We start from the raw sequence: 13,795 nt of genomic DNA, 5'->3' as shown, positions 1-13,795 counted from the left end.
GGAGAGGGGACAAAACACACCCTCTCCCCTATGGGGAGAGGGCCGGGGTGAGGGGTTCAAACCCACCATTCCCCACCCACCCGGCAAGCCGTGAATACACCACGCCCACCGCCTCTTTCACTGGCGGCGTCATCGGGTAATAGAACCCGACAATGTCCGGTTGAATGCCCAGAAATAGTACCTCCCCCACGTCGTCCTTGATCTGATCCACCAGGTAATTCAGCGGCATATTGTGGGTGGTCATCATAAACATCTCTGCGATATCGTCCGGGTCAATCAGGCGGATCTCGCCGGGATTGAGCCCCATATCGGTGGCATCGACGATTAACAGTCTCTCCGGACGCAGCTCGCGAATGGCCACCACGTCGTTTTCCGGCGCGCTGCCGCCGTCTATCACCACCCAGTTGCCCTGCGGGTTCGCGGCGCACATCTCCGCCAGCAGCGGGCCCGCGCCGTCGTCGCCCATCATGCTGTTGCCGACACACAGTAAAACGTCAGTCACGTAATCTCCTCACCATCAGGTAGATGGCGCTCTCCTGATGAATATCATGCAGCATGCCGAGCAGCGTTTTACTCCATGCCTGCTGCCCGGGGGTTTGCCTGCTCAGCGCCGCGTCAAAGGCGTTGGCGAGCATCGCAATGTGTTTGGCGTCGATGACGATCTCACCGTACTTCGGCACGCCTTCCATTTTGCGCCGCGCCGGACTGCCCTCCTCCAGCGTGGCAATCCACGCCAGATAGTCAGACCACGGGCAGCTCAGCGCCGCTTCAAGGCAGTCAATCACCCCGAGGTGATGCCCAATCGCCAGGCTGTAATAGACCACCTGCTGCGCCGCATCCGGCGTGGCATCGTTCTCATCAATAAACTTACGGCTCAGCTGACTGAACACCACCGTTTCACTCATCGGATACGCGCCTCATCCACTACACTGTTCAGGTTCGCCACAATCTCATTAAGACGCGGATCGTTTTCCGCCTCCAGCCAGCGTGCGACCTGATGCTCGCCCTGGCTCAGCAGGCGCAGATAATCGTCGGCAATCTGGCGGCCATAGCGATAGCCCGCCAGCCTGCGCGCCGTGCGGTCGACCTTCACCCGCAGCGGCTGCACCATGTCCGGGTGCAGAATGGCCGCAGGCTGGTTGTCAAGCTCGCCCGGCTCGCGGGCGTGGATTTTCTGCTCCAGCAGACCAAGTGCCATCGCAAAGCCATACAGCGTTGCGGCAGGCGTCGGCGGGCAGCCCGGAATGTAGACATCCACCGGCACGATTTTGTCGGTACCGCCCCACACACAGTAGAGGTCATGGAAGATACCGCCGCTGTTGCCGCAGGCCCCGTACGAGATGCAGATTTTCGGATCCGGCGCGGACTGCCAGGCCCACAGCGCCGGCGAGCGCATGGCGCGGGTCACCGCCCCGGTAAACAGCAGGATGTCCGCATGACGCGGAGAAGGCACCACTTTGATGCCGAAACGCTCGGCGTCAAACAGCGGTGACAGGGTGGCGAAGATCTCAATCTCGCAGCCGTTGCAGCCGCCGCAGTCCACGCGGTAGACGTAGGCCGAGCGTTTGATTTTTTTCAGCAGCGACGCCTTCATCAGGCCGATAGATTCGTCCACCGTCATTGGCACCGGGATGCCGTTCGCGTCGCGCGGGCCGAGTAAATTGTCCATCAGCTGGCCTCTCTCATATGGCGGGTAATATCAATGCGGTCGGACGGCAGCAGGCATTTCTGCCGCTTACAGTCCGGACAGGTTTCAAAACTTTCCCGATGATGCTCCGCGCGGGCGTCACCGTTGTGCTGCAGCAGCGCGATGGCGTAGTCAATCTCTTTTTGCACGGCGAACGGACGCCCGCAGACGCGGCAGTGGCACAGGTCAAAGCGCGACTGCTGGAGGAAATCTTCTTTCTTCCATACCGCCAGCTCGTATTCCTGCGACAGACGAATGGCGACCGTCGGGCAGACCTCTTCGCAGCGGCCGCAGAAGATGCAGCGCCCGAGGTTAAACTGCCAGGCCAGCTCGCCGGTTTTAAGATCCGTTTCCACCGTTAAGGCATTCGAGGGACAGGCGTTGACGCAGGCCGCGCAGCCGATGCACTGCTGCGGGTTATGCTCAGGCTTGCCGCGAAAGTTTTTATCGACCGGCATCGGCTCCAGCGGATAGCGGCTGGTTTGCACACCGGTTTTGATCACTTTTTTGATAAAGGTAAACATGGCGAGTCCTTATTTCAGCGGCGAGTTCTTACGCTCGATGCTGTAGCGCTCAAGCTCTTTGTACGGCACCACCTGGCTTTTCTTCTTGCGCACGTCCACCACGGTCATGCGGTCGGTGCAGGAGTAGCATGGATCGAGGCTGCCGATGATCAGCGGTGCATCGGAAACGGTGTTGCCGCGCAGCATGTAGCGCAGGGTTGGCCAGTTGGCGTAGGTCGCCGCACGACAGCGCCAGCGGTAGAGCTTCTGGTTGTCGCCGGTCATGCTCCAGTGGATGTCATCCCCGCGCGGCGCTTCGGCAAAGCCCAACGCGAAGCGGTTCGGAATATAGGTGAACCCCTCCACCATCAGCGGGCCGCCCGGCAGGTTATCGAGCCCAAAGTCGATCATATTCAGCGCGGTAAACACCTCGTTGATACGCACCTTCAGGCGGGAGATGACGTCGCAGCCCTGCTCGCTGTGCACAGTCATCGGCAGCAGACCGTAGCCGACGAACGGATGATCGGCGCGGGTATCGCGGGCGTGGCCGCTGGCGCGCACCATCGGGCCGACGTTGCTAAAATCGCGGGCAATTTCCGGGTCAAGACGGCCGATTCCCACGGTGCGCTGTTCGATATTGGGCGTGCTGAGCAGCATATCCACCAGCTCCTGCACGTCCCGGCGCATCTGCTGCGCCAGCTGACGGGTCTGGATCATGTCGTTTTTGAGCAGGTCACGGCGGATCCCCCCGATCAGGTTCAGGCCGTAGGTTTTACGCGCCCCGGTAAGGATCTCCGCCATCTTCATCGACGCTTCACGCACGCGGAAGAACTGCATAAACCCGGAGTCAAAGCCGACGAAGTGACAGGCCAGGCCGAGGTTCAGCAGGTGGGAGTGCAGGCGTTCCACCTCCAGCAGAATGGCGCGGATCATCTGCGCGCGCTCCGGCACCACAATCCCCATGCCGTTCTCCACCGAAGTGGTGTAGGCGGTACTGTGGGCGAAGCCGCAGATGCCGCACACGCGGTCAGAAAGAAACGTGACTTCGTTGTAGCCCATGCGGGTTTCCGCCAGCTTTTCCATACCGCGATGGACGTAGAACAGGCGGTAGTCGGCGTCGATAATGTTTTCGCCGTCAACGAACAGGCGGAAGTGGCCCGGCTCATCGGAGGTGACGTGCAGCGGGCCGATCGGCACCACGTTGTTCTTCTTGCTGCCCAGCTCGTTGATAAACTCGTAGGTTTCGCTGTCGGTGGTCGGCGCCGGGCGCTGACGGTAGTCCATGCTGTCTTTGCGCAGGGGATAAAGTTCATCCGGCCAGTCGTCCGGCAGCACCAGGCGGCGCTCATCCGGCAGGCCGACCGGCACCAGGCCGTACATGTCGCGCACTTCGCGCTCGCCCCAGACGGCGGCAGGTACGCGCGGGGTGACGGACGGGTATTCCGGTTTATTTGGATCGACTTCCACGCGCACGGTGAGCCAGCACTTCTCCCCCTGCTCCATCGACATCACGTAGTACACGGCGTAATTGCCGCACAGCTGACGCTCGTCGTTACCGAACAGCACCGACAGCCAGCCGCCCTGCTGGTAGTAGAGAAACTCCACCACTTCCGACAGAGCGTTCACTTTTACGGTGATGGTTATCTGGTCTTTGGTTTGCCAGGACTCCTCCAGCACCACGCCGGGGAAAGCCTGATGCAACGCGGCGAGATACTGCTGACCTTTCTTTTCTTCAGACATAAAAACTCTCTTTAATCACGCCACCAGCAAGGAGACGAACGCTAAAAATGCAAAACCAAAACCGGCCCAGGTGATGCGCGACGTTTCCACAAAACGCAGGCGCGCCATGCTGTTTTCAAACAGGGCAATCACCAGCACGCCGACCAGCAGCTTGAGGGCGGCCACCACCACGGCCAGTACCAGACTGCCCGCGGAGAAGTGCGTCATCTGCCCCCACGGGAAGAAGACGCCGACAAACATCTGCAGCACCACCAGCTGTTTGAGGCTGATGCCCCACTTCAGCACCGCGAAGCCGTAGCCGCTGTATTCCGTGAGCGGCCCTTCCTGCAGTTCCTGCTCCGCTTCGGCCAGATCGAACGGCAGCTTGCCCATCTCGATAAACGTGGCGAACGCGCAGGCGCAGAGCGCCAGCACCAGCGGAATGGAGCGGGCAAGCGGCCAGTGGTAAACGGTGTGGGTGATAAAGCTGATATGGGTTGAACCCGCGACCTGCGCGGCGACCCACAGCCCCAGCAGCAGGATCGGCTCAACCAGCACGCCCAGCATCGCCTCGCGGCTGGCACCGATGCCGGTAAACGGGCTCCCGGTGTCGAGACCCGCAATCGCGAAGAAGAAGCGGGCGATGGCGAAGAGGTAGATCAGCGTAATCAGATCCCCGAGCGCAGGCAGGGGCGAGCCCACTGTCACCACCGGCAGCGCGGTGGCGATGGTCAGCATCACGCCCACCATCACAAACGGCGTCAGGCGGAAGACCCAGCCTGCGGCATCCGGGGCGACGCTCTGACGCGAGAGCAGTTTGAAGAGATCGCGGTACTCCTGAAGCACGCCAGGCCCGCGACGGTTGTGCATCCGGGCGCGCGCCACGCGGCTCACCCCGGAAAGCAGCGGCGCAGCGGCGAACAGCACCAGCGCCTGAAGAATTGCCAGTAACAGACTCATGTCAGGCTCCTCGTGAAATCACAATCACCACCAGCACCGCCAGCTCGATGACCGCCAGACGGCGGAACAGCACAGGCGCGGCGGCACTCTGCCAGCCCGGCACCCAGGCCACCGGGTTCAGCCAGTGGCGCAGCTTCAGCACGGCGGCGAAGTTCTCTTTCACCGGCATGGCGAAACCGTGGGCGGTAATCACCATCGACTGTTCGTGTTCATAGCCGCAGGCCCACGCAGTCCCGCGCGAGCGGGAGATCAGTCGGTCGCGTTTAAAGAACAGCATCAGGATGAGCGGCAGCAGCGGTGCGCCAATCAGCAGCAGCGCGACCATTGGCTGGGAAACGGTGGTATTCGCCACGGTCAGCGGCAGCGGAATGGCATTACCCAGCAGCGGCAGCAGCCACGGCGCGGCCACGCCGCCCGCGATGCAGCATAGCGCCAGCGCAACCACGCTTGTCCCCATCAGTACCGGTGCGCAGCAGGCATTTTCCGCCTCACGCGTACGCGGCGCGCCGAGGAAGGTGACGCCGTAGACTTTCGCCATGCACATCACTGCCAGCGCCCCGGTAATCGCCAGCCCGACCGCCAGCAGCGGCCCCAGCAGACGGGCGATAAACGCCTCGCTCTGGCCGAGCGCGAAGAAGGACTGGTAGATCACCCACTCCCCGGCAAAGCCGTTCAGCGGCGGCAGCGCGGCCATCGCCATCAGCCCGACCAGCATGGCGAGAGATATCACCGGCATTTTTTTGCCAATGCCACCGAGCTTTTCGATGTCGCGATGGCCGGTGCGGAACCAGACGCTTCCCGCCCCCAGGAACAGGGTGCTTTTGAACAGGCTATGGTTGACGAGGTGATACAGACCGCCGATAAACCCGGCGGCAATCAGCGCCGGTTGATTGAGCGCCAGACCGGTCACGCCCGCGCCAAGACCGAGCAGGATGATGCCGATATTTTCAAGGGTGTGATACGCCAGAAGACGCTGAATATTGTGCTCCATCAGCGCGTACAGCCCACCGACAAAGGCGGTAACCATACCGGCGAGAAGCAACACCACGCCCCACCACAGCGGCGGCTGACCGCCGGTCAGGGTGATCGTCAGAATGCCGAACAGCCCGACTTTCATCACGACCGTGGAAAAGAGCGCAGCGGCGGGCGCTGAGGCATTCGCGTGCGCCTGAGGCACCCAGCCGTGCAGCGGGATGATCCCGGCCAGCAGGCCAAAGCCCACCACGCCCAGCAGCCAGATGTCGCTGCCCAGCGGCTGACCGTTAAGCGCCGCGAAGTCCAGCGTGCCGAAGCGTTGCCGCACCCGCCAGCAGGCCAGCGCCAGCAGCAGCGTCCCGAGACGTCCCAGCGCAAACCACAGTTTGCCGGAGGTACTGCACCCCGTCAGGAAGACGCCGCAGAGCGCCATGATCTCCGCCATCACCACCAGTGCGCCGAGGTTGCTGGCGGTAACGGTGCAGACCGCCGTCGCCATCAGCAGATTAATCAGCAGACCGTTGGCCCTGGTGTTTTGATGGCGGTGCCAGTCGATATTGAACAGGCTGATAAACAGCCCGCACAGGCCAAACGTCACCAGCCAGATGGCGTTCAGCGGCGTGATCGCAACGGTGTGACGGATGAGCGGCATGAGCGTGTCCACGGTGTGTCCGTCGAGCAGAACCATCCCGCCTGCCGCCAGCGTCATCAGGCTGCCGACCGCCCCGCCAATCCCGGCGACCCAGCCGCTCAGGGTTTTATGGAATGACAGAAGCCACGCCAGAACCGCGGTGGCCGCAAAGTACGCTACCGCGCTGGTCATCATCATCGCCGCGTTCATTTCGCCCCCTCGTTAAGCGTCTGTAGCAGAGAAAGGTCGCCAACATTGCTGTTGATGGTCAGCTCGCGTTTACGCTTGCGGGTACGGGCGATGTCGCGAATGTTAACCAGAATCAACGCGTTGGTTGGGCAGGTGCGCACGCAGGCCGGGCCTTGTTCATCAAAGCTGCACAGATCGCACTTCACCGCAACGGCGCGGATGCCGGGCACCCAGTCCAGCAGCGTGCTGACGCGTGCCGGAGCAGGCGGCGCGGGCGGGGCTTTTGGCGAGTTGGCATTCGCCGGAATATGCAGCGGGCGGCTGCCGGAAAATTCAATGGCGCCGAACGGGCAGGCAATGCCGCACAGCTTGCAGCTTACGCACAGGCTTTCGTTCAGCTGGACAGCGCCGTCCACGCGGGTGATGGCATTTACGGGACAGACACCCGCACAAGGGGCATCTTCACAGTGATGGCAGAGCTGCGGGGCAGACTCTTTTTCATTACGCATGACGTGCAGGCGCGGCATGGACTGCAGCCCATGCAGGCGATGCGTTTCCGAACACGCCGCCTCACAGGTTCGACAGCCAATACAGACCGTCGAGTCAGCAATTACAAAACGGTTCACCGGGTCATCCTCTGGTGATAGTCATTTTTGACGAAAAACTGTCTTGTCGACACTTTTCGACACTCAGGGGTCAGGCCACGTTCGCTGAGGCATTTCCGTCCATCAGCTGCTTCAGGTTGACCGGGAGATCGTGTTCAACGGCGGCGTACAGGCTGTTATAAACCGGGGCGATCTTTTCCAGATAGTGCTCCAGCACCTGCTGGCGATCGCGGTTGCTGACGTGGCCGTCCACCATGCCGTCGGCCATCAGCTGTGCTTTCGCAATACACTGTTTTTCGCCGTCTTTTGTCTCAAGGTGGTACTCAATGGTGTGGCTGTTGAAGTTATCCGCCAGGGTGACATTGATGATGAAATGGCCGAAGAGGACAAAGCGCATGTCCCCCTGCGCCGCACAGCTCATCGCATGGTGAAGACGCGCTTTCGAGAGGGTGATGCCCTGAACCAGAGAGTTGCAGTAAAGATGCCACTGGTCCTGTAACTGCTGATGACGCTGCGCGATGTAATCTGCTTTTTCGCTGATTTCCCAAATAGTCATAAAAGGTATCCGTTTAATGGAGATAGCGGCTGTTAAGCAGATTCCATGCCAGTTTTTATCCAGCTGATTTTTAATAGTTTTAATTAAAAACTGGCTGTCAACTTTGCGGTGTCGACGTGTCATTTCGACAGCGTTGACATCGACATGCCTTAACAAAAATCAAGATGGCATTGTTATTGCATTCAATGGCGCAATTCATTGAGGAGGCGTCATGCACGAAATCACCCTCTGCCAGCGGGCTCTGGAACTTATCGAACAGCAGGCTGTGCAAAACCACGCAAAACGCGTCACCGGCGTCTGGCTGAAGGTCGGGGCGTTTTCCTGCGTCGAGACCAGCGCCCTGACCTTCTGTTTTGAACTGGTGTGCCGCGGCACGCTGGCGGAAGGCTGCGAACTGCATATTGAAGAGCAGCAGGCGGAGTGCTGGTGCGAGCAGTGTCAGCAGTACGTCACCCTGCTGTCGTCGAAGGTACAGCGCTGTCCACAGTGTCAGAGCACCTTTCTTCGCATCGTGGCGGATGACGGCATGCAGATCCAACGCCTCGAAATCGAGAAGGAGTAAAGTATGTGTAGTACCTGCGGTTGCGCCGAAGGCAACCTGTATATAGAAGGGGATGAACATCACCCCCACTCCGCGTTTCGCTCCGCGCCCTTTGCACCTGCCCCACGCTCTTCTGCGGCATTGACCGGGATCGCTTTCGCCCCGCAACGATCCGATGCGGGCGATCTTCACTACGGCCACGGCGAAGCGGGTACCCACGCGCCGGGCATCAGCCAGCGTCAGATGCTGGAGGTGGAAATCAACGTCCTGGACAAGAATAACCAGATCGCCAACCGTAACCGTGCCCGCTTCGCCGCCCGCAGACAGCTGGTGCTGAACCTGGTCTCCAGCCCCGGCTCCGGCAAAACCACGCTGCTCACGGAAACGCTCAACCGCCTGAACGGGCGCGTCTCCTGTGCGGTGATTGAAGGCGATCAGCAAACCGTTAACGATGCGGCGCGCATTCGCGAAACCGGCACCCCGGCGATCCAGGTGAATACCGGCAAAGGCTGCCATCTCGATGCGCAGATGATCGCCGACGCCGCCCCGCGCCTGCCGCTTGAAGATAACGGCATCCTGTTTATTGAAAACGTCGGTAACCTGGTCTGCCCGGCGAGCTTCGACCTGGGCGAACGGCACAAAGTCGCGGTGCTTTCGGTGACCGAAGGCGAAGACAAGCCGCTGAAGTACCCGCATATGTTTGCCGCCGCCTCCATCATGCTGCTCAACAAAGTCGACCTGCTGCCGTACCTGAACTTCGACGTGGATAAATGCCTGTCCTGGGCCCGCGAGGTGAACCCGGATATTGAGATCCTGCTGGTCTCCGCTACCCGCGGCGACGGCATGGACAGCTGGCTACACTGGCTGGAGAACGAACGATGTGCATAGGCGTACCGGGACAGATTCATACCATTGACGGTAATCAGGCCAAAGTTGAGGTCTGCGGCATCCTGCGCGACGTCGACCTGACGCTGGTGGGCAGCAGCGATGAAACCGGCGTCTCGCGTCTCGGGCAGTGGGTGCTGGTCCACGTGGGGTTCGCCATGAGCGTGATTAACGAAACGGAAGCCCGCGACACGCTGGAGGCGCTGCAGAACATGTTCGACGTGGAGCCGGACGTCGGGGCGCTGCTGTATGGCGAGGAGCGATAATCATGCGTTACGTGGATGAATACCGCGCGCCCGAGCAGGTGCTACAGCTTATCGGGCATCTGAAAACGCGTGCGGCGCTGCTGGACTACACGGCGGAAAACCCGCTGCGGATCATGGAGGTGTGCGGCGGACATACGCACGCCATTTTCAAATTTGGCCTCGACCAGCTGCTGCCGGAGAACATCGAGTTTATCCATGGCCCCGGCTGTCCGGTCTGCGTGCTGCCGATGGGGCGCATCGACAGCTGTATCGAGATTGCCAGCCGGCCCGACGTCATTTTCTGCACCTTTGGCGACGCGATGCGCGTTCCGGGGAAAAACGGCTCGCTGCTGCAGGCAAAAGCACGCGGAGCCGACATCCGGATCGTCTATTCGCCGATGGATGCCCTGACGCTGGCAGCGGATAACCCCACGCGCAAAATCGTGTTTTTTGGCCTGGGGTTTGAAACCACCATGCCCGCCACCGCCATTACGCTGCAGCAGGCGAAAGCGCGCAGCGTCGATAACTTTTTCTTCTTCTGCCAGCACATTACGCTCATCCCCACGCTACGCAGCCTGCTGGAAGCGCCGGGAAACGGGATTGACGCCTTCCTGGCGCCGGGCCATGTCAGCATGGTGATTGGCACAGATACCTACGGTTTTATCGCTGAACAGTACAATCGTCCGTTAGTGGTCGCTGGTTTCGAACCTCTTGATCTACTGCAAGGTGTCACCATGCTGGTTGAGCAGAAAATAGCGGCCCTGAGTACCGTGGAAAACCAGTACCGCCGCGTGGTGCCGGATGCAGGAAATGAACGGGCACAGCAGGCAATAGCCGACGTGTTTTGCGTCGAAGGCGACAGCGAATGGCGTGGCCTGGGGCTGATTGCCGAATCCGGCGTGCGCCTGACGCCGGCCTATCGCGCGTTCGACGCCGAAGCGCATTTCCGCCCGCAGCCGCAGCAGGTTTGCGACGATCCGCGGGCCCGCTGCGGCGAGGTGCTCACCGGTAAATGCAAGCCTCATCATTGCCCGCTATACGGCAATACCTGTAACCCGCAAACGGCGTTTGGCGCGCTGATGGTCTCCTCCGAAGGGGCGTGTGCCGCGTGGTATCAGTATCGCAACCAGGAGAGTGAAGCATGAAGACGGTTGAAATGGCGCACGGCAGCGGCGGACAGGCGATGCAGCTGCTGATTAACCGGCTGTTTATGGAGGCCTTCAGCAACCCCTGGCTCGCCGAGCAGGAAGACCAGGCGCGCATTGACCTCGCGACCCTCACCGCGCAGGGCGACAGGCTGGCGTTCTCCACCGACAGCTACGTGATTGACCCGCTGTTCTTCCCGGGCGGCGATATCGGCAAGCTCGCTGTCTGCGGCACGGCGAACGACATCGCCGTCAGCGGTGCCATTCCACGCTACCTCTCCTGCGGGTTTATCCTCGAAGAGGGGTTACCGATGGAGACGCTCACAGCGGTGGTCAACAGTATGGCGCAGACCGCCCGTGAGGCAGGGATAGCTATCGTCACCGGCGATACCAAAGTGGTGCAGCGCGGCGCGGCCGACAAGCTGTTTATCAACACCGCCGGCATCGGGGCGATCCCCGCCGATATTCACTGGGGCGCGCAGCGCCTCAGCACGGGCGACGTGCTGATCGTGACCGGCACGCTGGGCTGCCACGGAGCGACCATCCTCAACCTGCGCGAAGGTCTGGGGCTGGACGGCGAACTGCGCAGCGACTGCGCGGTGCTGACCCCGCTGATCCAGACGCTGCGCGCAGTTCCCGGCGTGAAAGCGCTGCGGGACGCCACGCGCGGCGGCGTGAATGCCGTGGTCCATGAATTTGCGGCAAGCTGCGGATGCGGGATTGAACTCACCGAGCGCAGCCTGCCCATAACGCCCGCCGTTCGCGGTCTGTGTGAGCTGCTGGGGCTTGACCCGCTCAACTTTGCCAACGAAGGCAAGCTGGTGATTGGCGTTGAACGCGCTTCTGCACCCGCCGTTCTGGAACAGCTGCGGGCACATCCGTTTGGACACGAGGCGGCGATAATTGGTGAAGTGGTTGAGCGCAAAGGGGTGCGCCTGACCGGGCTGTATGGCGTGAAACGGACGCTGGATTTGCCGCACGCGGAACCCTTACCCCGAATTTGCTAGGCCGCGCCATAAGCGGCCAGCGTGGAATTTTTGCTCGTTTCTACTGGAAAGCACTATGCCATATACACCGATGAGCGATCTTGGACAGCAGGGGCTGTTTGACATCACGCGCACACTTTTACAGCAGCCCGATCTCGGCGCGCTAAGCGATGCCCTGACGCGTCTGGTCAGGCAATCGGCGCTGGCCGACAGCGCCGCGATTGTGCTCTGGCATAGCGGTACGCATCGCGCGAGCTACTACGCAACGCGTGATAATGGCAAAACGTTTGAATACGAGGATGAAACGTATCTGGCCCATGGCCCGGTGCGCCGCATTCTCTCCCGGCCTGAAGCGCTGCACTGCAACTTTGAGGCATTCCGACAGGCGTGGCCGCGGCTGGCGGAGAGCAATCTGTATCAGCCCTTCGGGCATTACTGCATGTTGCCGCTGGCGGTAGAGGGCCAGATTTTTGGCGGCTGCGAGTTTATCCGCACCGCCGACCAGCCGTGGAGCGAGGCGGAATACGAGCGCCTGCATACCTTCACCCAGATTGTGGCCGTCGTCGCGGAGCAGATCCAAAGCCGCGTGAACAATAACGTCGATTACGACCTGCTGAGCCGCGAGCGCGACAACTTTCGTATTCTGGTCGCCATCACCAACGCCGTGCTCTCCAGGCTCGATATGGATGAGCTGGTCAGCGAGGTGTCAAAAGAGATCCATCACTATTTCAAAATCGACGCCATCAGTATTGCGCTGCGGGGGCACCGTAAGGGCAAGCTGAACATCTACTCCACCCACTATCTGGATGAGGCTAACCCTGCCCATGAGCAGAGTGAAGTGGACGAAGCCGGTACGCTTTCCGAGCGGGTCTTTAAAAGCAAAGAGATCCTCCTGCTCAACCTGAACGAGCAGGATACGGTGGCACCCTACGAGCGAATGCTGTTTAACACCTGGGGCAACAAAATCCAGACCCTGTGCCTGCTGCCGCTGATGTCCGGCGACACCATGCTCGGCGTGCTAAAGCTGGCCCAGTGTGAGGAGGGAGTATTTACCACCGCCAACCTGAAGCTGCTGCGTCAGATCGCCGAGCGTATTTCCATCGCCCTGGATAACGCCCTCGCCTATCAGGAGATTCATCGCCTGAAAGAGCGGCTGGTGGATGAGAACCTCGCCCTGACCGAACAGCTCAACAACGTGGACAGCGAGTTTGGTGAAATCATTGGGCGCAGCGATGCGATGTACAGCGTGCTCAAGCAGGTGGAGATGGTGGCGCAAAGCGACAGCACGGTGCTAATTCTGGGCGAAACCGGCACGGGTAAAGAGCTGATTGCCCGCGCCATTCACAACCTGAGCAACCGCAACAGCCGACGGATGGTGAAGATGAACTGCGCCGCCATGCCAGCGGGGCTGCTGGAAAGCGATCTGTTCGGTCACGAACGCGGCGCGTTCACCGGGGCCAGCAGCCAGCGTCTGGGCCGCTTTGAACTGGCCGACAAAAGCTCGCTGTTCCTCGACGAAGTGGGCGATATGCCGCTGGAGCTACAGCCAAAGCTGCTGCGCGTCCTGCAGGAGCAGGAGTTTGAGCGCCTGGGCAGTAACAAGCTTATCCAGACTGACGTGCGGCTGATTGCCGCCACCAACCGCGACCTGAAAAAAATGGTCGCCGACCGCGAGTTTCGCAGCGATCTCTACTATCGCCTGAACGTGTTCCCGATCTGCCTGCCGCCGCTGCGCGAACGTCCGGAAGATATCCCCCTGTTGGTCAAAGCGTTTACCGCGAAGATTGCCCGCCGGATGGGGCGCAACATCGACAGTATTCCTGCCGAGACGTTACGCACCCTCTCTTCGATGGAATGGCCCGGCAACGTGCGCGAGCTGGAAAACGTCATCGAACGTGCTGTGCTGCTGACGCGCGGCAATGTGCTGCAACTCTCCCTGCCTGAAGTTACGCTACCTGACGTAACCGCGCCCGCCGCCGAGACGGCAAAAGAGGGAGAAGATGAATATCAGCTCATTATGCGCGTGCTGAAAGAGACCAACGGCGTGGTCGCCGGACCGAAAGGTGCCGCCCAGCGCCTGGGGTTAAAACGCACCACCCTGCTGTCGCGCATGAAGCGTCTTGGGATCGATAAAGAGAGCCTGGTCTAACGCCTTATCCCGGCGGTGT

Annotated in this window: 15 protein-coding genes; 6 read left to right on the top strand and 9 right to left on the bottom strand. The window is 60.8% G+C overall.

Annotated features, from left to right (window positions below; translation table 11 throughout):
• Positions 1–28: 28 nt before the first annotated feature.
• From hycI to hycA, 9 genes are all read right to left on the bottom strand, one after another.
• Positions 29–502: a hydrogenase maturation peptidase HycI gene (gene hycI / locus GM298_RS06610; RefSeq protein WP_095449246.1), complete on the bottom strand. Its 474-nt coding sequence runs from the start codon at positions 500–502 to the stop codon at positions 29–31.
• A complete protein-coding gene (locus GM298_RS06605) occupies positions 495–905 on the bottom strand; it encodes a formate hydrogenlyase maturation HycH family protein (protein ID WP_266153815.1) in 411 nt (136 codons plus the stop codon). Before GM298_RS06605 ends, hycI begins: the two co-directional genes overlap by 8 nt.
• Positions 902–1,669: an NADH-quinone oxidoreductase subunit B family protein gene (locus tag GM298_RS06600; protein WP_266153814.1), complete on the bottom strand. Its 768-nt coding sequence runs from the start codon at positions 1,667–1,669 to the stop codon at positions 902–904. The genes GM298_RS06605 and GM298_RS06600 overlap by 4 nt, the downstream gene beginning before the upstream one ends.
• A complete protein-coding gene (locus tag GM298_RS06595; protein ID WP_025757097.1) occupies positions 1,669–2,211 on the bottom strand; it encodes a formate hydrogenlyase complex iron-sulfur subunit in 543 nt (180 codons plus the stop codon). Before GM298_RS06595 ends, GM298_RS06600 begins: the two co-directional genes overlap by 1 nt.
• Before the next feature lie 9 nt (positions 2,212–2,220).
• Positions 2,221–3,930: an NADH-quinone oxidoreductase subunit C gene (locus GM298_RS06590; RefSeq protein ID WP_266153813.1), complete on the bottom strand. Its 1,710-nt coding sequence runs from the start codon at positions 3,928–3,930 to the stop codon at positions 2,221–2,223.
• A gap of 15 nt (positions 3,931–3,945) precedes the next feature.
• Positions 3,946–4,869, bottom strand: a complete 924-nt coding sequence (locus tag GM298_RS06585) for a respiratory chain complex I subunit 1 family protein (RefSeq protein WP_095452119.1) — start codon at positions 4,867–4,869, stop codon at positions 3,946–3,948.
• A 1-nt stretch (position 4,870) separates the two neighbouring features.
• The gene (hycC, locus tag GM298_RS06580) at positions 4,871–6,685 is read right to left on the bottom strand and encodes a formate hydrogenlyase subunit 3 (RefSeq protein ID WP_266153811.1); all 1,815 of its coding nucleotides are present in this window, start codon (positions 6,683–6,685) and stop codon (positions 4,871–4,873) included.
• Positions 6,682–7,290, bottom strand: a complete 609-nt coding sequence (locus GM298_RS06575) for a 4Fe-4S dicluster domain-containing protein (protein WP_025757093.1) — start codon at positions 7,288–7,290, stop codon at positions 6,682–6,684. The genes hycC and GM298_RS06575 overlap by 4 nt, the downstream gene beginning before the upstream one ends.
• Positions 7,291–7,360: 70 nt before the next feature.
• Entirely contained in the window at positions 7,361–7,825 is a 465-nt protein-coding gene (gene hycA / locus GM298_RS06570) for a formate hydrogenlyase regulator HycA (protein ID WP_025757092.1), read from the bottom strand.
• A gap of 211 nt (positions 7,826–8,036) precedes the next feature.
• On the opposite strand from hycA, the gene hypA reads away from it, so the two are divergent.
• Genes hypA through flhA form a run of 6 tightly spaced genes read left to right on the top strand, consistent with a single transcriptional unit; the run spans position 8,037 to position 13,776 of the window.
• Positions 8,037–8,387, top strand: coding sequence for a hydrogenase maturation nickel metallochaperone HypA (gene hypA, locus GM298_RS06565; RefSeq protein WP_025757091.1), 351 nt, complete (start codon positions 8,037–8,039; stop codon positions 8,385–8,387).
• A 3-nt stretch (positions 8,388–8,390) separates the two neighbouring features.
• A complete protein-coding gene (gene hypB / locus GM298_RS06560; RefSeq protein ID WP_104557323.1) occupies positions 8,391–9,254 on the top strand; it encodes a hydrogenase nickel incorporation protein HypB in 864 nt (287 codons plus the stop codon).
• Positions 9,245–9,517 carry a HypC/HybG/HupF family hydrogenase formation chaperone gene (locus GM298_RS06555; RefSeq protein ID WP_266153810.1) on the top strand — a complete coding sequence of 91 codons (273 nt, stop codon included), beginning with the start codon at positions 9,245–9,247 and terminating at the stop codon, positions 9,515–9,517. Before hypB ends, GM298_RS06555 begins: the two co-directional genes overlap by 10 nt.
• A gap of 2 nt (positions 9,518–9,519) precedes the next feature.
• Positions 9,520–10,641 (top strand): hydrogenase formation protein HypD, encoded by a 1,122-nt coding sequence (gene hypD, locus GM298_RS06550; RefSeq protein WP_252087800.1) that lies wholly within the window; start codon positions 9,520–9,522, stop codon positions 10,639–10,641.
• Positions 10,638–11,648 (top strand): hydrogenase expression/formation protein HypE, encoded by a 1,011-nt coding sequence (gene hypE / locus GM298_RS06545; RefSeq protein ID WP_266153809.1) that lies wholly within the window; start codon positions 10,638–10,640, stop codon positions 11,646–11,648. Before hypD ends, hypE begins: the two co-directional genes overlap by 4 nt.
• Before the next feature lie 55 nt (positions 11,649–11,703).
• On the top strand, positions 11,704–13,776 hold the full coding sequence (gene flhA / locus GM298_RS06540) for a formate hydrogenlyase transcriptional activator FlhA (protein WP_126800621.1): 2,073 nt from the start codon (positions 11,704–11,706) through the stop codon (positions 13,774–13,776).
• Positions 13,777–13,795 lie beyond the last annotated feature (19 nt).

Origin of the sequence: Enterobacter sp. HSTU-ASh6, from assembly GCF_026319105.1 — a bacterium.
Taxonomy (GTDB): domain Bacteria; phylum Pseudomonadota; class Gammaproteobacteria; order Enterobacterales; family Enterobacteriaceae; genus Enterobacter; species Enterobacter sichuanensis.
This window is presented reverse-complemented; position numbering and strand designations above follow the sequence as displayed.